Source organism: Streptomyces coelicoflavus (assembly GCF_003112555.1).
Lineage (GTDB): Bacteria > Actinomycetota > Actinomycetes > Streptomycetales > Streptomycetaceae > Streptomyces > Streptomyces coelicoflavus.
In genome coordinates this window covers 129,331-148,924 of the sequence record NZ_BEWB01000016.1, presented here as the reverse complement: position 1 = coordinate 148,924, position 19,594 = coordinate 129,331, and the positions used below count along the sequence as shown (strand labels likewise).

The window sequence follows — 19,594 nt, the reverse complement described above, 5'->3', positions numbered from 1 at the left end:
CGCGGTGTCCTCTCGCGTTCCCACCACGATGAGAAGCGTCTCGCCCTCGTGGATCAGAGCCGGGTCGAAGTGGACGGTGCCCAGGCCCTCCGCGTCCGGACATGCCGTCGGTGTCGCGGAGCTCCAGGGTCAGCGAGCCGTCGTCCTGCTCGGTCACGGCATGGGCGGGCGAACTGCCCGAGCCGCTCACCGCCGGTACGACCACCCCTGCGGCGGCGGCCGCCGCCGTGACCGCCGCGACCATGAACCGGGTGTGTGGGCGGTGGGTTGGGGTGTGGGTGGGGTGAGGCCGTCGATGGCGACGAGGTCGAGGATCTCGCGCAGCGGTTCGCTCAGTCCGCTGTGCCGTTCGGCTAGTTCGCGCGCGGCGCGTTCCGCGTCGATCCGCGCCTCCAGCGCCGCGATGTCTTCCTCGTCCAGCAGTCGGTGCCCGCTCAGCCGGGCGACCGCGTGCTGTTCGAGGACGCTGCCGCGGTAGTGGAGGCCAGGATGTTCCGGGCGCTGCGGTACAGCCAAGCGGCGGGCGCCCCGCGCCTGGGGTCGTACTGGCGGGCGGCCTGGAGTGCGGCGACGAAGATGTCGGCGGTGAGGTCCGCGGCCACGTGAGGGCAGGGCGTACGCCTGGTCACAAAGCCGAGGACGGCGTCGAAGTTCGCCTCGTAGAAGACGGCGAATCCGGCGGCTTCGGGCCGTGGCGACGCAGCCCGGCTCGCACGTCGTTCGGGCTCTTCGGCCCGGTCGGGTATCAGGGGAACCCGTTCCTCCTGGAGGTCGGTGATCCCTTTCACCCGGTACTTGGTGCAGCGGCGCCCGGCTGTTTCATCAGCGCGCGGTCCGGTCCGGCCGTCCCGGGGCACCAGGTGCGGCGTAGCTACCTCGCGTCCGGCCCGTGGGCGTCACTCCGACGTGTCGCGGGGCAGCAGGATGCGGAAGTTCGCACCGGCGCCGGGCGCCGTCCGGAGGTCCACGCGGCCGTTGTGGGCGCGTACCAGCGAGTCGACGATGGACAGCCCCAGGCCGGCGCCGCCCTCACCGGGGCGGGCGCGTGCCCGGTCGGCCCGGTAGAAGCGGCTGAAGGCCCGCTCGGCCTGCTCGGCCGTCATCCCGGGGCCCTCGTCCTCGAACTCGAGCACGGCGTACCCGTCCTCGGTGCCGACGCCGATACGGACCGGTGTGCCGGGCGGGGTGTGGGCGACGGCGTTGCCGACGAGGTTGGAGGTGACCCGGCGGAGCCGGGCCTCGTCGCCGAGGACGGGGGCGGCACCGGGCCGTCCGCCACCGAGGCCGGTGAGGGCGACGGGCCGCCCCGGGTCGAGAGCGCGCAGGTCGTGCAGCGCGTCGACGGCCAGCGTGCGCAGGTCCATCGGCGTGAGGTCCAGTGGGAGGGCGGCGGCGGTGCCGTGCTCGTCGAGCCGGGCGAGGAGCAGGAGTTCCTCCACCATGTCGACCAGGCGGGCGGCCTCGCGCTCGATCCGGACCATCGAGGCGTCGACGTCGGCCCGCTCGGGCATGCCGCCCATGCGGTACAGCTCGGTGAACCCCTTGATGCCGGCGAGGGGGGTACGCAGCTCGTGGCTCGCGTCGGCGATGAACCGGCGCATGCGCTGCTCGGAGTCGGCGCGGGCGGCGTCGCCCGCCTCGATCCGGTCGAGCATGCCGTTGAGCGCCGTGGACAGCCGGTCCAGCTCGGTGCGCGGGGCGGCCAGCTGCGGCACCCGGCGGGAGAGGTCCCCGGACGCGATCGCGGCCGCGGTGGTCTCGATGCGGCGCAACGGTCGCAGACCGGCGCGTACCGCGAACCACCCGGCGAGCCCCAGGAACACCAGGACGAGCATGTCGAGCACCAGGACCCGGCCGGCGAGGTGCCGCAGGGAGTCGTCGACCTCACCGAGCGAGCCGGCCGCGACCACGCTGCCGCTCCGGTCACCGGTGCCGGTGCCGGTGCCGGTGGCGCGCGGTACGGCGATCACCCGCCAGTCGGCCGCGTCGCCTTCACTCTCCACGGTGAACGGGTCGCCCGAACGGTCGCCGACCGCCGAGCTGTCGAGGCGGGGCAGTGCGGGCGGCTGCCGAATCGCGGGCCGGACCACACGCTCGACGCGACCGTCGGGGGTCAGGTAGGCGACGTACACGTCCCGCGCCCACCGCAGTTCCACCGCCTCGCGCACCTGGGAGGCGTCGTCCTCGCCGACCGCCCGGGGCAGGGCGGGAAGCCGCGCGGTCACCTCGGCGACACCGCGGACCCGCTCGTCCAGTTGCGCCACGAGGCCGCGTTGGAGCTGGTCGACGGCGAGTCCGGTGCTGCCGAACAGCGCGGCCGTCAGCAGCAACAGGGTGATCACGAGCAGCCGGCCGCGCAGCGAGAGCCCACGGACCCGGCGTACCGCCACGCCCTTCAGCCTCCTCATGGCGTTCACCGCGCGGGCCTGCGCAGCACGTAGCCGGTGCCGCGCACGGTGTGGATCAGCTTGGGTTCGCCGGTGTCCACCTTGCGCCGCAGGTAGCTGATGTACGAGGCGACGATGCTGTCGTCGCCGCCGAAGTCGTAGTGCCATACGGCGTCCAGCAGTTGACGTCTCGTCAGCACCTGGCCGACGTGTTCCATCAGCACCCGGAGCAGGCTGAACTCGGTGGGGGACAGCAGGACCGGCACCCCGCCGCGGGTCACGTGATGACCCTCGGGGTCGAGAACGAGGTCGGCGACGACCAGGTGGGCGTCCGACGGCCGGCCGGCGGTGCGGCGGAGGATGGCCCGGATGCGCAGGATCAGCTCCTCCAGGTTGAACGGTTTGGTGACGTAGTCGTCGCCGCCCGCGCTCAGCCCGCTGATCCGGTCCTCGGCGGCGTCCCGGGCGGTCAGGAAGAGCACGGGCGGGGGGCCGGCCGGCGCCGGCGCCCCGCTTCTGCCTCCGCTCAGGCGGCGAACGACCTCGAAGCCGTCGAAGTCCGGCAGCATGACGTCGAGGACGACGAGGTCGGGCGGGTCGTGCAGCACCGCCTCCATCGCCTCGGTGCCGGTCGTGACCGCCCGTACCTCGAAGCCGGCCAGCCGCAGGCTCGCCGAGAGGAGCTCGCGCAGCGTGGTGTCGTCCTCGACCACCAGGAGTCGTTCCGCCATGCCCGTTCCGTTCTGCTCGTGCGTGCCGACCGCCGCACCGCCCGTTCGTCGCGATCGTCGTCGGGCACCGATCCTGCTACGCGTCCCGTCGGCGGAAGGTGAGGAACGCCGCGGTCAGCAGAACCACCACGCATCCTCCCATCACGGTGAAGCCCGGCCACGGGTTCAGCAGATCGGGGTCCCGGTATCCGGTCACGATCTGCCCGCCCGCGGAAGGCGGCCAGAACTTCGTCGTCCAGTTCGCCAGCGTCCCGGGGAAGGACGGTGCGAGGGCGGGCACGATCAGTGTCGTGGCGAAGAGGGTCGTCACCGTGGCGGTGGTACTGCGGATCATGATGCCGGCGGCGAGCCCGAGGACCGCGGCGAGCGTCAGGAACAGCCCGCCGCCGAGGACGGCCCGCCACGCTCCCGGGTCACCGAGCGCCACGTAGGGGGCGCCCGAGGACTCGAGCACGGACTGGCCGGCCAGGAACCCGCCGAGGGTCGTCAGCATTCCGGTCGGCAGCGCGATCGCCGTGAGCACGACGGCCTTGGCGACGACTACCCGGCCCCGGCGGGGGACCGCGGTCAGGGTGCTGACGATCGTGCGGCTGCCGTATTCGGAGGTGATGGCCAGACCGCCCAGCAGCGCCAGGGTGAGCTGCGCCAGGATGACGCCCTTGAGGCTGGTGGCCAGCGGGTCGAACATGAGCCTGTCGGCGGCCGACATGGCCGCGTACTCGTCCCCGGCCGACGATCCGTTGAGCGTGGCGAGACCCGCCCCGGCGACGAGCGTGGCCACGACCACGTACAGGGTGGCGCGCATGGTGCGCAGTCTGATCCACTCGGCACGCAGGCTGTGGACGAACGTCGCCCGGCCGGCCGCCCCGGCCGGCGGAACGGTGCGCAGGCTGCCCCGCCGGGGTTTCGCAGGCCGTTTCGCCGGCCGCTTCAGTCGTGTCCTGCGGCTGTCCACAGTGCCCTGGCTCATCACGCGGCCTCCGCCTCGGTGGTGTACTCGACGCTGTCCCGGGTCAGTTCCATGAACGCCTCTTCCAACGACGTCTGACGCGGGGCGAGTTCGTGCAGCTCGACTCCCGTGGCCGCGGCCAGCGCGCCGATCCTCGCGGCCTCCAGTCCGGTCACGACCAGCCCGGTCCCGTCGTCGTTCCCGTCCCCGGCGGTCGTGCGCACGGCGGCGCCGACCGCGGCCAGCCGGCCTGCGAACGGGACCGCCTGGGGCGTGCGGACGACGACCTCCTGACTCGCGACCGAGGCGATGAACTCCGCCATGCCGGTGTCCGCGATCAGCCGGCCCCGGCCGACGACGACCAAGCGGTCGACGGTGAGTTCGACCTCGCTCATCAGGTGGCTGGACATCATCACGGCCCGCCCTTCCGCCGCCATGCGCCGCATCAGCCTGCGGATCCAGACGATTCCCTCGGGGTCGAGCCCGTTGAGGGGCTCGTCGAGCACGAGGACCGGAGGGTCGCCGAGCAGGGCGCCCGCGATGCCGAGCCGCTGCCGCATGCCGAGCGAGTACGTTCCGGCCGCCCGGCGTGCCACATTCGACAGCCCCACTTCCTCCAGCACGGTGTCGACCCGGCTGCGCGGGAGCCCGTTGCTCGCCGCCAGGGCCAGCAGATGGTGGTACGCGCTCCTGCTGGACAGCACGGCACTCGCGTCCAGCAGTGCCCCTACGGCCTTCAGCGGCACCGGGTGCTCGGCCACGGGGCGGCCGCCGACGGTGGCGGTGCCGGAGGTGGGCGCGTCCAGGCCCAGGATCATCCGCATGGTGGTGGACTTCCCGGCGCCGTTCGGACCGAGGAATCCGGTCACCTCGCCGGGACGCACGCTGAAGTTCAGATCGTTGACGGCCAGGACCTCGCCGTAACGCTTGGTGAGCCCGTGAACCTCGATCATCAGCTCTCCTGACTCGCTCCTTGACAAGCCGCACCGGCACGGTGCGACGAGATCCAGACTTGCCGGAGCCGATGGGAGCGGGATGAGCGTTCGTGTGAGCCGGATGGGAGAAGCGGGCCACATCGCGACCGAAATGAGTGTGATGTACTGATTCCAGGGGCGCGAGGCCGGTGGTCGGCGAGGAGACTCCCAGACCATTGCCATGGGACCGCGACCGTGGTCCGGGAGGACGTGCCCGGCCGCCGGGCCATGGCCGGGTGCGCCGAGCCGGGCCGGGGTCCGCTACTGCGCGTCCACATGCCGCGCCAGCCCGCCTGTGATGAGGGCCAGCCCTGCCTCGAACGCCGACTCGTGATCGATCTCCGTTACGCCGGGCGGGAGTTCCGCCGTGTCACCCGCGCCGGTCTCCGCCTGTTCCTCGAGGACGCAGCCGACGGTGAAGCGGCCGGATGCGAGCATCGCCATCTGGGCCGGGCGCTCGGGCACACCGGACGCGACGAGGAAGTCCATCTTGCGGCGGATCCGGTCGAGGTCGGCGGTGGGTCTGCTGCCGGCGTGGAGCCGTGCACCGTCACGGCGGGCGAGCAGAGTGCGCCGGAAACTGCGCGTGTTCTCCAGGAACCAGGTGTGCCAGTCCTCGCCGGGCTCCGGCAGCGGTTCGGCCGCGTGCGGGGCCATCGCGGCCTGCGCCATGGCCGCCAGGAGATCCCTCTTCGTGCGGAAGTACCAGTACAGCGACGGCTGCTCGACGCCCAGGCGCTTCGCCAGCCGCCGGGTGCTGACGCCGTCCAGTCCGACCTCGTCGAGCAGGTCGAGCGCCTCGGTGATCACCGTCTCCCGGTTCATCTTGGTCATGTTGACAACCTATCGCCGATAGATGACTCTAAAAAACAATCATTCACCGATAGATTCTGGGTGAGAGCAATGGCGAAGCGGTCAGGAACGACCTCCCTGCGGGTTCTCGTGGCCGGCGGCGGCATCGCCGGCCACGCCCTGGCGTACTGGCTGGCCAGAGCGGGTCACCGGGTGACCGTGCGGGAGCGGTACCCGGACCTGCGGGCCACCGGCGCCCAGATCGATCTCCGGGGCCAGGGCATCGAAGCCGTCCGGCGCATGGGGCTGCTCGACACCGTCCGCGGCAAGCTCGTCGACGAGGCGGGCGTCGCCTTCCTCGACGTCCGCGGCAGGCCGAGGGCGACCCTCATGGCCAACACCTCCGGCCGGGGCCGGCAGAGCCTGACGTCCGAGTACGAGATCATGCGCGGCGACCTGGTGCGCATCCTCCACGAGGCGACCGGAGACGACGTGGAGTACGTCTACGGCACCAGCGTGGACGGCTTCGACCAGGACGAGCACGAGGTCGTCGCCCACTGCTCCGACGGGTCGTCCGAGACCTACGACCTCCTGGTCGGCGCGGACGGGCAGGGCTCACGCCTGCGGCGGGCGCTCCTCCCGGACGGCACCGACCCGTACTGGCGGGTCGGCATCCACATGGCCTACTGGTTCGTCCCGCGCATCGCCTCCGACAGCAACGTCCGCGACACCTGCATGGTCCCGGGCGGCCGCCAGATCATGCGCCGCAGCCACAACCCGACCGAGACTCAGGTGTACTTCGTCCTGCGCGAGGACTCCGCGCAGGCATCCGCGATCCACCGCGAACCCGTGGAGAAGCAGCGGGAGTTCTGGGCGAGCAGGTTCCGCGACGCCGGGTGGCAGACCGAGCGCTTCGTCGACGGCATGAGGACGAGCCCGTTCTTCTACTCCCAGGAGATCGTCCAGGTGCGCACCGCCACCTGGTCCAGGGGCCGCGTGGTCCTCGCCGGAGACGCCGCGCACTGCGCCTCCCCATACAGCGGCATGGGAACCTCCGGCGGCCTGGTCGGCGCCCACGTCCTGGCCGGCGAGATCAACCGGCGCCCGGACGATCTCCCGGCCGCGCTGGCGCGGTACGAGGCGATCCTGCGGCCCTTCACCGACGAGATCCAGGGCGAGGTCAACCCGCGCCTCCTGAAGCTCGCCATGCCCATGACCCAGCGGGCGATCGACGCCTTCCTCACCGTCACCGGCATGGCCACCAGGCTCCGAGTGCCCGACCTGGCTGCACGCTTCTCGAAGGAGGACCGGGGCGGCGCCTGGCGGCTCCCGCACTACCCCGAACCCCGGGCCGCCTGACCGCGACGCGTCCCACGACGGCACTACGACCGCGCCGAGGGCGCCCGAGGTGCCACCGGGATCACGTCCGGACGGCGCGCAGTCCGTCCAGGAGCAGCCGCAGACCGAACTCGAAGTGTGCCGTGAAGTCCGTACTGGTGAGCACCGGCAGGGTCGCGGCGAGGTGGGGATAGGTCCCTGCCGTCACCGCCTCGCGCAGGGTCGCCCCTTCGACGGAGCCGGTCTCCCCCGGCGCGAGGGCGGCCTGTTCCTCCAGTGTGTGGCCGACGGTGAAGTTGGCCACGGAGTACAGCGCCCGTGCCGCGTCGCCGTCGCCGAAGCCCGCCTCGCGCAGCACACCAACGAGGCTGTCGGCGAAGCCCAGGGTGTTCGGACCGGTCGCGTGCGTGCCGGCGAAGACCCGTGCGCCGTCGCGATGGGCGAGCAGAGCCGTCCGCAGTGCGCGGGCGAGGCGCGCCGTCCTCTCGCTCCAGTCACCCTCCCCCGTCGGTCCGGCGGCGTCGGCGATGCCGTCGACCATGTGCTCGGCCATCGCGGTGAGCAGGTCCTGCTTGGCCGCGAAGTAGCGGTACAGCGCACCGGCCTGGACGTCCATCGCCTGAGCGAGCCGGCGCATGGTCAGCGCGTCGAGGCCGGACTCGTTCAGCAGGTCGAGGGCGGTCTGGACGGTGCGGGCCCGGTCGAGTCGGGCGGGCCGACCTCTGGTCCGGCTTGACGGGAGGCTCATGGACCTCACTATAGTGAACACCATTCACGTGAACACTGTTCATTAATGAGAGGGCATCTCCGATGAGCATCGATGTGATCGTCGTGGGAGCGGGCCCGACCGGGCTGATGCTCGCCTGCGAGCTGGCACTGGCGGGCGTACGGACCCGGGTCCTGGAGCGCCGCACCGAACCGCAGCGCGACTCGCGGGCGCTGAGCCTGCACCCGCGCAGCGTGGAACTGATGGACCAGCGGGGGCTGCTCGACCGGTTCCTCCCGCTCGGCCGGGCCGTGCCGGGCTGGCACTTCGCGGGCCTGCGCACTCAACTGGACTTCAGCGCCCTCGACACCCGGCACGGCTACACCCTCTTCCTGGCCCAGGCGCGCACCGAGGCGATCCTCGAACAGCGGGCACTGGAGCTGGGGGTGGAGATCAGCCGGGGCCACGAGGTCCTCGGCGTGCGCCAGGACGGCGACGGGGTCGAGGTGGAGGTACGCACTCCCGGCGGCGGCACCGAGACCGCGCGCAGCCTCTACACGGTCGGCTGCGACGGCGGGCGCAGCATCGTGCGGCGGGCCGCGGGGATCGGCTTCCCCGGCACCGACGAGACCCTGACCGGCGTACTCGGGGACTTCAGGATTGTCGCCCCGCGGCCCGGTGCCCTCGATGCCGCACGGGCCCGTGACGTGATCGTCGTGCCGCTGGAGGAGGGAGTCACCCGGTTCGTTTACCTGGATCCGGAGCGGATGCGGGTGCCGACCCGTGAGCCGGTGAGCCTGGAGGAGTTCCGTACGTCGCTCACCCGGATCACCGGCTCCGACTGCGGCGTCGCCGAGCCCGTCTGGCTGTCGCGCTTCGGCAACGCCACCCGGCTCGCGGAAAGCTACCGCTCGGGGCGCATCCTGCTGGCGGGCGACGCCGCCCACATTCACTTCCCCGCGGCGGGGCAGGGACTCAACACCGGGCTCCAGGACGCCGTGAACCTGGGGTGGAAGCTGGCCGCCGTGGTGGGCGGCTGGGCCCCTCCCGGGCTGCTGGACGGCTACGACGGTGAGCGCCGCCCGGTCGGCCGGTCGGTGACCGAAAACACCGAGGTCCAGACCCTGCTGGCGGAGCTGACGCTGGTCGCGCGGTACCGGCGCCCGGCCGCGGCCCTGCGCGATCTCCTCGACCGGTTGCTGGGCATGGCGGAGGTCAACCGCCGGTTCGCCGACCAGATCTCCGCGCTCGGCACCAGCTATCCGTCACCGGACCCGGGCGCCGATCCGCTGGTGGGGCGGCGCATGCCCGACGTCGGGCTGACGACCGTCGGTGCGCAGGAGACGCGGGTGTACGAACTGCTCTGCGGGGGTCGCTTCGTACTGCTCTCCCTGGCCGGGGACCCGGCCCTGCGGGAGTCCGTCGACGCGGGCTGGGGCCCGCGGGTCACGGTTGTCGCAGTCGACAAGTACGACGAGCACGCGGACCTCGACGGGGTGACCGAGGTCCTCGTACGCCCCGACGGCCACGTTGCCTGGGCCACCCGCGCCACCGACGGCGACGCACGCGGCGACGCGCGTGTCCGGGCGCTGACCGCGTGGGCGGGTACGCCCTCCTGAAAGGCGCTGCCGGCCGCGCCGTCGGCGCCGGGTGCGGGCCAGGGCTGATGCGTTCTCAGTCGGCGAGATGAGCTGATCGCCTGCGCCATCTCCCCCTGTTGGGTCGGCGTGTTGAAGTGGGCCGAACAGGGGGCGACGTCTGCCGGGCTCTCTCCCGCGGCTTCGGTAGGCGTCTTCAGCGCGTCAGGAGGTCGATGGCGACCTCCAGTCGTGCGAGGTAGAACTCCCGTGATGCGGCCTGGTGCTTGAGGCCGGTCGATGCGCTGATCATCGTCTGGGCGACTCGGCGGGCCGCCACTTGTCCTGCCTCGACGGCGATCGCGTCTGTGATCAGTTGCTCGAACCGTTGCGGCGCGGTCTCGATGATCTCACCCAGGAGGCCGGGGTTGTCCTCGATGACCACCGCCACATCGCGCGTCAGCGGGCCGATATAGCGGCCCGCCCACTGGTCGAAGGCATCGAGGAGGCGCTCCGCAAGGGGGCGGCCGGTGTCGGCCAGGACGTGTCCGACCGCTGTGATGTCGCGCTCCAATGCCTGGGTGACGGCGGCGCGGAACAGGCTCTCCTTCGAGGAGAAGAGGAAGTACAGCCCGGGCCGGGAGATGCCCGCCGCCCGCGCCACCTCCTCCATCGAGGTCTTCCGGTAACCGAATCGCGCGAACGTGACCATGGCGGAGTCCAGAACCATGGTCCGACGGCCGGCGCCGGCGACTGTCGACGGCGGGTGGCCGGCATCGGGACTGTTCATAGGACCGAGCATACGAGCGAGAGTCGTACTATACAAATCAAGACTAGTATGTAAAGTCGCTGCCATGACTACTCGCGGACGCATCTGCACGCCCTTCACCGCCTCCAGCACCGCGGACGAGGTACTGCGGGGCGTCGATCTCACCGGCGTCCGCGCGATCGTGACGGGAGCTTCCTCGGGAATCGGGATCGAGACGGCGCGCGCGTTGACCGCTGCCGGGGCGGAGGTGACGCTCGCTGTCCGGAACACGGCGGCGGGGGACGCCGTCGCTGAGACGATTGAGAAGTCGGCCAGAGGTATACGGCCCCGCGTCGTCCGGCTCGACCTTGCCGACAGGACCACCGTCACGCGGTTCGTCGACGCGTGGGGCGGTCCGCTGCACCTGCTGATCAACAACGCGGGCGTGGTCACTGGCGGCCTCGAACGCACACGTGAGGGCTGGGAGCTGCAATTCGCGACGAACCATCTTGGCCACTTCGCCCTGGCCACCGGTCTTCATGGCGCCCTGGCCCTGGGAGCGGCCGACCGCGACGGCGCACGGATCGTCTCGGTCAGTTCGACGGCACACATGCGTGCCGGCATCGGCTTCGACGACCTCCACTTCGAGCGTCGCAGTTACGATCCGCAGATTGCCTACGCCCAGTCGAAGACGGCGAACTCCCTATTCGCCGTCGAGGCAAGTCACCGCTGGGCGTCCGACGGCATCACTGCCAATGCGGTGAACCCCGGTGGTGTCGCGACGGGACTGCAGCGGAACTTCACAACCCAACAGAAGGAGTCGCTCGACGCGGCCGAAGCCGCCGGAGTCTTCACATACAAAACGGTCGAGCAGGGGGCTGCCACCAGCATCGTCGCGGCCGTCGCCCCGGAGTTCGCGCACTCCGGAGGCCACTACCTCGACGATTCACAAGAGGCCTACACCGTGACGAACGACGCTGACCTCGCGCAGCACCCGCACGGTGTCAAGGAATGGGCGCTGGATCCCGCCACCGCCAAGCGCCTCTGGGCGGTCTCGACCAGCCTGCTCCACGCCTGACCTTCCGACGGCGCAGCCGTCCACCTGCTCGCCGCCGCGCTCCACGCCTGCCAGTCCGTGATTGCCCCGGCGCCAGGTCGCCGCGAAGAGCAACGAAATCCCTGCCCTCGCCCCACTGCTGGACCGGATCGACCTGCGCGCCGTCGTCGTCACGGCCATGCACACCCAGCGCGCCCATGCCGAGCACGACATCGCTGCCGCAGCCGATCACTACCGGTTACGACCCCATCACGCCACCGCCATGCTCCGACTCACAGCCTGGGAACGCATCGCCCCTGGGTGCGGGCGCTGTCGGGGGCGCTGATGCAACAGGTGGGCGGCGCCGGACCAAGTACCGGGTGAAGGGGATCACCGACCGCTGCGCCGCCTGGCGCCCACCGCATGATCGACCGTGTCCCCGTCCTGCGGGTGCGGGTGTCCACACCGGAAGGGCGGGGGAGGTCAGTTCTGGGCGGTGGGCCGGACGACGATGTCGTTCACGTCGACCGCGGCGGGCTGTTCGATCGCGAATGCGATGGCCCGGGCGATGGCGTCGGGCGGGATCGCGATGTCGTCCCGCATTTTCGTGATCGCTGCTCTGACCTGGGTGTTGGTTGACGCCTCGGCGAAGTCGGTCGCAGTCGCACCAGGTGAGACGGTGGTCACCCGCAGGAAGTCGCCGGCTTCCTGGCGGAGTCCTTCGCAGATGGCCCGGACCGCGAACTTGGTGGCGGCGTAGACAGCCATGGTCGGCGCGACGCGAAACGCGGCCGTGGAGGCGGTGGTGATGAAGTGGCCCGTTCCCTGCGCCCGGAAGACCGGCAGCGCGGCGCCGATCCCGTACAGCACTCCCTTCACGTTGACGTCGACCATGTGGTCCCACTCCTCGACGCGCAGATCGTCGAGAGGCGAGATGGTGCCGACTCCGGCATTGCTGACGAGTACGTCGAGTCGGCCGAAGTGCTCACTGGCCAGCGCGACCAGGGCCCGCAGGTCGTCCCGTCGGGTCACGTCGGTGCGGATCTGCACGGCCGTGCCGCCTGCCTTCTCGATCCGGGCCACCAGTTCCGCCAGGCGTTCGGACCGGCGTGCACCGAGGACGAGTCGGGCGCCGCGTTCGGCGAGCAGCAGTGCCGTCGCCTCGCCGATGCCACTGCTCGTTCCCGTGATCGCCACCACTTTGCCCTTGATTCCGGACATGAGTTGCCCTCTCCCTCGTCGGCACCGGGGCCGGGTGCCGAACGGCAGCGGGCCTTGAGGAGCGTCCGGAAGCCGTTGCGGACCCGACGGCCGGGTGCCGGTGTGACCGTGTGAGGCCGTCGGTCATGCCGCGGCCCCTGTTCGCACACCAGTCTCCGGCGGGCATAGCCTGGTATCCAGACCGTGTTTATTCTGGAACTGAAGGTGCCATCATGCCCACGCAGCCGGACCAACGCCGTCAGCTGAGCGAATTCCTGCGCAGCCGGAGAGAGCGCCTGACCCCTGACGAGGTGGGCCTGCCCCGGACCGGCCGCCGTCGGACTCCGGGACTTCGCCGAGAGGAGCTGGCACTGCTGGCCGGGATCAGCGCCACCTGGTACACGTACCTGGAACAGGGGCGAAGGATCCGCGCCTCCGAACAGGTGCTCAACGCCCTCGCCGTGGCGTTGCGGCTCGACCGGCACGAGCGCGATCATCTTCTCCAGCTCGCCGGTCACGCGCCCGCGGCCGGACCCGAGGGACCCGAGCCGCTGACGGCCGAGGCGGGTGCCGTCCCCCTGTTGCTCCAGCCGAACCCGGCGTACATCATCGGCGGCAACTACGACGTCCTCAGTCACAACCAGGCAGCCCACGAGTTGTTCCCGAGGCTCATCACTGAGGCGGACCGGCCCGCCAACTTCGCCCGCTGGGTGTTCCTCGAACCGGTGGCCCGGGACGTCCTGGTCGACTGGGAACCCGAAGCACGCGGCCTGCTCGGCCGGCTTCGGACGCTGGCGGCACGCCATTCCGGCGACCCGCGGTACACCCGACTGATCGAGGACCTGAACGAGGGCAGCCCACAGGTGCGGGACTGGTGGCCGCAGTACGAAGTGCAGGCCCGGCACAGCGGTCGGAAGCGGCTACGACACCCTCAACGGGGAGCGACCGATTACGCGTACACCGCTTTTCACCTGGCCGAACAACCGGAACAGACGCTGGTCGTCTATGTCGACAGCAGCGCCCCCGCGACCGAAGCGCAGCCGTGACCGGCGAATCGCATCAGCTCTGCCGTGGGCAGGCTTCGCCCGCGGCCGTCGGGCCGGGAGCGAAAGTCGTGTGCGGTGGCCCGCAACCCCGGCGGCTCACGGACGTCTGTCAGGGCGAAGGGCCCGGGGCTCTGCCTCGGGATCGTCTTCGCCGACAGATTCGAGGATGACGTTGTCCGACCGAACGCGCCGGGTCCTGCCACCCCGGCCCCCACCCGACCGGCCCGTGGCCGAGACCGACTCCGTGTCCGGGAACCCGGTGCCGCCCCGACCCGCCCCGAGCACCGCCGGTCGCTGAATGTCCGCGACACCTCTCCTCGTTCCCGTACACCCTGTCCAGGGCATACGCAGGCTGCTGCGGCGCGTCGCCGACGGCCGGGCGGGCGCCGTGCCCGTGCCCGTGCCACCTGCCCTGGACGTCGGCTCCGGCTGCGAGGACATCGACACGCTCTACCACCACCGGCGACTCGAACTCGTGCGGCTCGCCGTCCTCCTCGTGGACGACGTGCCCACCGCCGAGGACGTGGTGCAGGACGCCTTCACCGCCCTGTACCGGCGCCACGGGCCCCGACTGGCGGGGCTGGACAACCCCGAGGGGTACCTGCGCCGCTGCGTGGTCAACGCGGCCCGCTCGGTACTGCGCCGCCGGCGGACCGTACGGTCGTACGTGCCTCCCCGCACGACGCCCGCGCCACCACCGGAGGAGGAGGTGCTGCTGCGGGAGGAGCACCGGGAAGTGCTGGACGCGCTGCGCCGGCTCACGCACCGTCAGCGCCAGGTGATCGTTCTCCGGTACTGGTCCAACCTGTCCGAGGTGGAGATCGCGGACACCCTCGGCCTGTCCCGCGGCACGGTGAAGTCCACCGCGAGCCGGGGACTCGCCGCCCTTGCGCGGAGGCTGGAGGAAGCTCCATGACCGGGCCTGAGCAGCGACTGCGTGAGGCACTGGAGGCCCGAGCGGCCTCGGTGACGTACGGAGACCTGCGTCCTCCGCTGCCGCCGTCGGCCAGTGGGCCGCTCATCAGGATGCTGCGCAGGGGCGTGAAGGCGGCGGGTCTGCTCGGTCTCGCGGCGGCGCTGGCAGCGGTGATGCTGATGCTGTCGGACGCACCCGAGCACTCACCCGCCCAGGTGCCCGCCCCGTCCCGGACGCCGGCCCCGGCGCCGCACCGGCCCTCGGCGACACCCGCGACGAGCGCCGCCCCGACTCCGTCACCGGACGTGCCGAGGCCCGAGGGGCCTGAGCCGAGCGCGGGCTGAACCGCGCCGCCCCCACCGATCTCGTTTCACCCGATCTCGTTCCACCCGCAACCCGCGGACGTCCGGCACGTCTGTGGAAGTGCGGCCCGCCCGGCCCCGGCGGCACGGGACCGGCCGCCCGCCTCGCACCGTCCACGACACGGCAGGAGAAGCACTGTGCCCGTTGGAACGACCTCCCGGAGGAGTCCGGAACCGTCCCCGTCCCCCCGCCGAGCAGGGGCGAGGCTGCGCCGCGGGGCGCTGCCGCTGCTGGCCGCCGCCACACTGCTCGGGGTGCTGCCGCTCGCCGGAACGGCCTCCGCCGGGCCACGCCCCGCGCAACGGCCGGAAGGCACGTACGCCACGGCCTCGGCGACGCGGCAGGGCGCCGTCGCCCGGGAGTCCCGTTACGACCTGGGGGACCAGGCCTTCGCCCCGCCCCCCGAGTTGGGGTACGAGGGCCGCTCGGAAGTCGCCGCGACGGTGTACCGTCCGGCCGACCTCGGCCGCCGGGCCCTTCCCCTGGTCGTCATGCAGCACGGTTCGTGGGAGACGTGTGCCGACGCGGACGCCGCGGCGGAGCGTGCGCGGGCCGTCCGGGCCCGCGACCGGGCCGAGGCGGCCGGGGACGAGGCGGAGGCCGAGCGGCAGAAAGCCGTCATCGAGCGCGCGGCCGGCAAGCTGTGGGCGTGGCCGTGCGCCACGGGCACGCGGCCGATCCCGAGCAGTACCGGCTACGACTACCTGGGGCGCGCACTGGCGGCGCGGGGGTTCGTCGTGGTGTCCGTCGGGGTCAACGGCCTCAACTCGACGGAGGGCGGTCAGGCGCCCACCGCCTACCGCGCCCGGGCGCTGCTCGTCGAGCACCATCTGAAGCTGTGGCAGCGCCTGGCGACGCGCGGGGACGGGCCACTGGCGCACGCGTTGACCGACACGGCCACCGGCCGGCCGGACCCGGTGAACTTCCGGGGGCATCTCGACCTGGAGCACGTCGGGTTGCTGGGGCACTCGATGGGCGGCGGCGGCGTCATGCAGGAGGTGTCCGACGACAACCCGCGCGCCCTGCCCGACGGGGTGCGCATCGCCGCCGCGTTCACGCTGGCGCCCACGGCCACCTGGGACTTCGAAGCGGTGACCGGGGTCCCCTTCGCCGTCATGTGGGGCACCTGCGACGCCGTGAACACCGGGTCGTACTTCGAGCACAACCGCGACACCACCCGGTTCCCGGCGTTCAAGTACACGCTGACCGGCGGCAACCACGACTTCTACAACCGGCAGTGGTCGCCGGACAGCGGCCAGGTGGCCTCCCGGAACGACGCCGTGCCGGGCAGTGCTCCCGGTACCTGCCTGTCGCAGTACGAGGACCGGGACCGGCCTCGGGTCGACCAGCCTCGTATGACGGCGGCGTACCAGCGGCTCGTGACGACCCACCGGGTGTCGGCCTTCTTCCAGAGGTTCCTGCGCGGCCGGGACGACCTGACGCCCTACCTCACGGGAGACCGCACGTTCCCCGGTGAGGGACGGCCGGGGCGGGTGTCCGTCGACCATGTGCCCGGCACGGGCTCAGGGAAGGACGCCGGTTCCGCGGCCCGGGTGCGGTGGCAGATGAACGGCTTCAACCGCTCGCCGGGCGCCACCGTCCGGCCCATGACGGCCCGCAACCTCATGGGCCAGGTCGACGGCACCCGCAACCCCCGGCCGGACGAGAAGGACTTCGAGCAGAAGGTCTTCGTCCCCTCCGACGGCGGGCCCGGCTGGATGGCGAACGGCTCGTACGCCGTCGTACGCCGGATCCGCATGCTCCTGGACGACTGGGAGAAGCTCTCCCCCGGCGACCAGGAGAGGGTCATCGGGCGGCGCAAGGCGGACGGGGCGCCGCTGAGCGGCGGCGGCGAGACCGGCGACATGGACCTGGAGAACACCGACGCGCAGGGCGTACGGACCTTCCTGCGCGCCTACCGCCCCGCGTAAGGGAGCGCCGGCCAGGTCGCCGCGGATCATTCACGCGGATCGTCCGCGCGGCTCGAGCCACTCCTGGAGTTCGACGAGGTTGCCCGCCGGGTCCTTGAGGTGGGCGACGCGCAGGTGGTCCGTCATGGGGGCGGGACCGTTGACGAGCACGGCGCCCCGCGCGGTGATCTCCTCGCAGTAGCGGTCCAGTTCGTCGACGCGCAGGACGACGAGGGACCGGTATCCGGTCGGCTCGGCGGCCAGCTCACCCAGCATCCCGCTCATCTGGACCCGGTCCTGGAGGGCGATGCCCGCGGCGCCGCCGTCGGCGGTGAACTTCGCGTACGGACCGTCCTCCGCCTCGAACTGGGGCTTCAGCGCCAGGACGTCCCGGTAGAAGCGGTAGCAGCGGGGGAAGTCCGCGACCAGCAGCCGGATTTGGGCAAGGTTCATGACCGCACCCTACGGGAACGCACAGACCATTCTGGCGTGCCAAATCCTCCTGACACTGTTAAGTAAAATTCATACTGCTAAATCTTCCTCTCCTTGACTACCGTCGCTCACGGCGATGAGGAAGCGCGACAACTCCTCATTCACGACCGGCAGGTGCAAACAGAGGAGATGTCATGTTCGAACGCGTGGCCGAGCTGGCGATTCGCCGGTCCCGGCTGGTACTCGTCATCGCCGCCCTGGCGGTGGCCGTCATGGGCTTCGTGGGCGGCGGCGCGTTCACCAAGCTGCTGCCGGGCGGCTTCGACGACCCGAACTCGCAGTCCAGCCGGGCCGTCGAGGTCATCGACGACAAGTTCGGCGGCGAGACGAACCTGGTCCTGCTGGTCGACACCCCCGACGGCGGTGTCGACACCCCGGCCGCCAAGAGCGCCGGACAGGCGCTGGTCTCCGAGCTCAAGGGTGAGAAGAACCTGGCGAACGTGTACTCCTACTGGGACACGAACCTCGCCGCCCTCCGCTCCGAGGACGGGGAGCAGGCCCTGATCCTCGCCCATGTGAAGGGCGAGGAGACGGAGTTGCAGGACAACGCCCAGAGCCTCATCGACGCCTACTCCGGGACCTACGGGGACACTCTCGAGGTCAGGGCCGGCGGCGGCACCGCCGTGAGCGCCGACATCTCGACGCAGGTGGTCTCGGACCTGGTGCTGGCGGAGGCCATCGCCATACCTCTGACCCTGGTGCTGCTGCTTTTCGTCTTCGGAAGCGTCGTCTCCGCCCTGCTGCCGCTGGCCATCGCGGTCATCGCCATCGCGGGAGCCTTCGCCCAGCTGTCCATTCTCGGCGGCATCACCGAGGTCTCCAACACCGCGACCAACCTGGTCACCGCGCTGGGCCTCGGACTGGGCATCGACTACGCCCTGCTGATGACCAGCCGCTTCCGTGAGCAGCTCGCGTCCGGCGCCTCCGTGGACGACGCCGTCCGCCGCACGGTGAGCACGGCGGGCCGCACGGTCGCGTTCTCCGCCGCCACGGTGGCCGCGGCACTCGCCTCGCTGCTGGTCTTCCCCCAGTACTTCCTGCGCTCCTTCGGCTACGCCGGCGTCGGAGTCGTCGCCGTCGCGGCCATCAGCACCCTGTTCGTGATGCCCGCCCTGTTCGTCGTCCTGGGACACCGGGTCAACAAGGGCCGGATGCCGTGGGCCAAGGACCGGCAGCCCAGCGTCCAGGGTTCCGTCTGGGGCCGCATGGCCCGGACGGTGATGCGGCGACCCGCGCTGACCGCGCTGCCGGTGCTCGCCGTCCTGCTGGTGGCCGCCGCCCCGCTGCTCGGCATCACCTTCGGCACCCCCGACGAGCGAGTACTGCCGGAGAACGCCGAGAGCCGCCAGGTCACCGCGATGCTCGGCGAGAACTTCAACGGCAACGACGCGGCCGCCCTCCACGTGGTCATCGACCGAGCCGTGGCCAAGGATGGGCTGACCTCGTACGCGGGTGAACTGGCCGCCCTCGACGGCGTACTGCGGGTCGAGACGAGCGCGGGTACCTACACCGGCGGCCAGTCCGCTCCGGCCGGTCCCGGCAACCCGGCACTCGGGCGCCCCGACGCCCAGCGGATCAACGTGGTGAGCGAACTGACCCCGAAGTCGGACGAGGCCGAGGCCCTGGTCGCGGACGTACGTGCGGTGACGGCGCCCGAGGGAACCGAGCCCCTGGTGGGCGGCACCGACGCCGAGCTGGTCGACGCGAAGGACTCCATCAGCGGCCAGCTGCCGCTCGCGATCGCCCTGGTCGTCCTCACCACCTTCGTCCTCCTCTTCCTGTTCACCGGCAGCATCGTGCAGCCGCTGCGTGCGCTGGTCCTCAACGTGGTCAGCCTGGGCGCCACCCTCGGCGTCATGACCTGGATCTTCCAGGACGGCAACCTCTCCTCCCTGCTCGGCTTCACCGCCCAGCCGATGGAGGTGTCGATGACGGTCCTGATGTTCTGCATCGCCTTCGGTCTGTCGATGGACTACGAGGTGTTCGTCACCAGCCGGATCAAGGAGCTCCACGACCAGGGCGAGGACAACGAGTCCGCCGTGGCCAACGGCCTCGGCCACACCGGTCGCATCGTCTCGGCGGCGGCCCTCCTGCTGGCCGTGAGCTTCTTCGCCTTCGGCACGGCCAAGATCACCTTCATGCAGATGTTCGGCCTCGGCAGCGGCCTGGCCATCCTGATCGACGCCATCGCCGTACGCGGTGTACTCGTCCCCGCCGCGATGCGCCTGCTCGGTGGCTCGGCCTGGTACGCACCGCCGTTCCTGAAGAAGCTGCACGGCCGGATCGGCCTGAGCGAGGGCGGCCCGGGGCCGGCGCCGGCGTCCACGACGGAGCCCTCCTGGGCCAAGGACACGACGAAGGTCTGACCACCGGTACAACGGCGCCCCCGGGCGGGCTCGCGGCACGTATCTGCCGCGGGCCCGCCTGAG

18 protein-coding genes and 1 pseudogene are annotated in these 19,594 nt (G+C 71.3%); 8 read left to right on the top strand and 11 right to left on the bottom strand.

Annotated elements, in window-relative coordinates; genetic code table 11:
- Positions 1–186 precede the first annotated feature (186 nt).
- The 7 genes from Sco07f_RS40910 to Sco07f_RS33690 all read right to left on the bottom strand — a co-directional run bounded on the left by Sco07f_RS40910 (position 187) and on the right by Sco07f_RS33690 (position 5,875).
- On the bottom strand, positions 187–516 hold the full coding sequence (locus tag Sco07f_RS40910) for a hypothetical protein (protein WP_244942208.1): 330 nt from the start codon (positions 514–516) through the stop codon (positions 187–189).
- Positions 435–629, bottom strand: a complete 195-nt coding sequence (locus Sco07f_RS40905) for a sigma factor (RefSeq protein WP_244942206.1) — start codon at positions 627–629, stop codon at positions 435–437. Before Sco07f_RS40905 ends, Sco07f_RS40910 begins: the two co-directional genes overlap by 82 nt.
- Positions 630–896: 267 nt before the next feature.
- Positions 897–2,408: a sensor histidine kinase gene (locus Sco07f_RS33710; RefSeq protein ID WP_108990104.1), complete on the bottom strand. Its 1,512-nt coding sequence runs from the start codon at positions 2,406–2,408 to the stop codon at positions 897–899.
- Between the two features lie 5 nt (positions 2,409–2,413).
- On the bottom strand, positions 2,414–3,118 hold the full coding sequence (locus Sco07f_RS33705; RefSeq protein WP_108990103.1) for a response regulator transcription factor: 705 nt from the start codon (positions 3,116–3,118) through the stop codon (positions 2,414–2,416).
- A 76-nt stretch (positions 3,119–3,194) separates the two neighbouring features.
- Positions 3,195–4,088, bottom strand: a complete 894-nt coding sequence (locus Sco07f_RS33700) for an ABC-2 transporter permease family protein (protein ID WP_244942198.1) — start codon at positions 4,086–4,088, stop codon at positions 3,195–3,197.
- A complete protein-coding gene (locus Sco07f_RS33695; protein ID WP_087792677.1) occupies positions 4,088–5,020 on the bottom strand; it encodes an ABC transporter ATP-binding protein in 933 nt (310 codons plus the stop codon). Before Sco07f_RS33695 ends, Sco07f_RS33700 begins: the two co-directional genes overlap by 1 nt.
- A gap of 282 nt (positions 5,021–5,302) precedes the next feature.
- Positions 5,303–5,875: a TetR/AcrR family transcriptional regulator C-terminal domain-containing protein gene (locus Sco07f_RS33690; protein ID WP_108990102.1), complete on the bottom strand. Its 573-nt coding sequence runs from the start codon at positions 5,873–5,875 to the stop codon at positions 5,303–5,305.
- A gap of 69 nt (positions 5,876–5,944) precedes the next feature.
- Here Sco07f_RS33690 and Sco07f_RS33685 point away from each other — a divergent pair, with 69 nt between their 5' ends.
- Positions 5,945–7,192 (top strand): FAD-dependent monooxygenase, encoded by a 1,248-nt coding sequence (locus Sco07f_RS33685; RefSeq protein WP_108990101.1) that lies wholly within the window; start codon positions 5,945–5,947, stop codon positions 7,190–7,192.
- 61 nt (positions 7,193–7,253) lie between these two features.
- On the opposite strand, the gene Sco07f_RS33680 is transcribed toward Sco07f_RS33685, so the two are convergent.
- On the bottom strand, positions 7,254–7,919 hold the full coding sequence (locus Sco07f_RS33680; protein ID WP_108990100.1) for a TetR/AcrR family transcriptional regulator: 666 nt from the start codon (positions 7,917–7,919) through the stop codon (positions 7,254–7,256).
- 62 nt (positions 7,920–7,981) lie between these two features.
- Here Sco07f_RS33680 and Sco07f_RS33675 point away from each other — a divergent pair, with 62 nt between their 5' ends.
- On the top strand, positions 7,982–9,496 hold the full coding sequence (locus tag Sco07f_RS33675) for a monooxygenase (protein ID WP_108990099.1): 1,515 nt from the start codon (positions 7,982–7,984) through the stop codon (positions 9,494–9,496).
- 175 nt (positions 9,497–9,671) lie between these two features.
- Here Sco07f_RS33675 and Sco07f_RS33670 read toward each other — a convergent pair whose 3' ends face one another.
- Positions 9,672–10,244, bottom strand: coding sequence for a TetR family transcriptional regulator (locus Sco07f_RS33670; protein ID WP_108990139.1), 573 nt, complete (start codon positions 10,242–10,244; stop codon positions 9,672–9,674).
- Positions 10,245–10,308: 64 nt separating this feature from the next.
- Between Sco07f_RS33670 and Sco07f_RS33665 the strand changes: the two genes are divergently transcribed.
- The gene (locus Sco07f_RS33665) at positions 10,309–11,280 is read left to right on the top strand and encodes an SDR family NAD(P)-dependent oxidoreductase (protein WP_054099926.1); all 972 of its coding nucleotides are present in this window, start codon (positions 10,309–10,311) and stop codon (positions 11,278–11,280) included.
- Between the two features lie 441 nt (positions 11,281–11,721).
- Here Sco07f_RS33665 and Sco07f_RS33660 read toward each other — a convergent pair whose 3' ends face one another.
- On the bottom strand, positions 11,722–12,459 hold the full coding sequence (locus Sco07f_RS33660; protein WP_108990098.1) for an SDR family oxidoreductase: 738 nt from the start codon (positions 12,457–12,459) through the stop codon (positions 11,722–11,724).
- 212 nt (positions 12,460–12,671) lie between these two features.
- On the opposite strand from Sco07f_RS33660, the gene Sco07f_RS33655 reads away from it, so the two are divergent.
- The 4 genes and pseudogenes from Sco07f_RS33655 to Sco07f_RS33640 form a co-directional block, all read left to right on the top strand.
- On the top strand, positions 12,672–13,484 hold the full coding sequence (locus tag Sco07f_RS33655; protein ID WP_087792671.1) for a helix-turn-helix transcriptional regulator: 813 nt from the start codon (positions 12,672–12,674) through the stop codon (positions 13,482–13,484).
- A 298-nt stretch (positions 13,485–13,782) separates the two neighbouring features.
- Complete coding sequence (locus Sco07f_RS33650) at positions 13,783–14,400, top strand: SigE family RNA polymerase sigma factor (RefSeq protein ID WP_108990097.1); 618 nt, start codon at positions 13,783–13,785, stop codon at positions 14,398–14,400.
- Complete coding sequence (locus tag Sco07f_RS33645; protein WP_108990096.1) at positions 14,397–14,744, top strand: hypothetical protein; 348 nt, start codon at positions 14,397–14,399, stop codon at positions 14,742–14,744. Before Sco07f_RS33650 ends, Sco07f_RS33645 begins: the two co-directional genes overlap by 4 nt.
- Before the next feature lie 1,548 nt (positions 14,745–16,292).
- A pseudogene (locus Sco07f_RS33640) lies at positions 16,293–16,658 on the top strand (Dyp-type peroxidase); the annotation flags it as partial.
- 66 nt (positions 16,659–16,724) lie between these two features.
- On the opposite strand, the gene Sco07f_RS33635 reads toward Sco07f_RS33640, so the two are convergent.
- Positions 16,725–17,126 carry a VOC family protein gene (locus tag Sco07f_RS33635; protein ID WP_108990095.1) on the bottom strand — a complete coding sequence of 134 codons (402 nt, stop codon included), beginning with the start codon at positions 17,124–17,126 and terminating at the stop codon, positions 16,725–16,727.
- 173 nt (positions 17,127–17,299) lie between these two features.
- On the opposite strand from Sco07f_RS33635, the gene Sco07f_RS33630 reads away from it, so the two are divergent.
- Complete coding sequence (locus tag Sco07f_RS33630) at positions 17,300–19,531, top strand: MMPL family transporter (RefSeq protein WP_108990094.1); 2,232 nt, start codon at positions 17,300–17,302, stop codon at positions 19,529–19,531.
- Positions 19,532–19,594 lie beyond the last annotated feature (63 nt).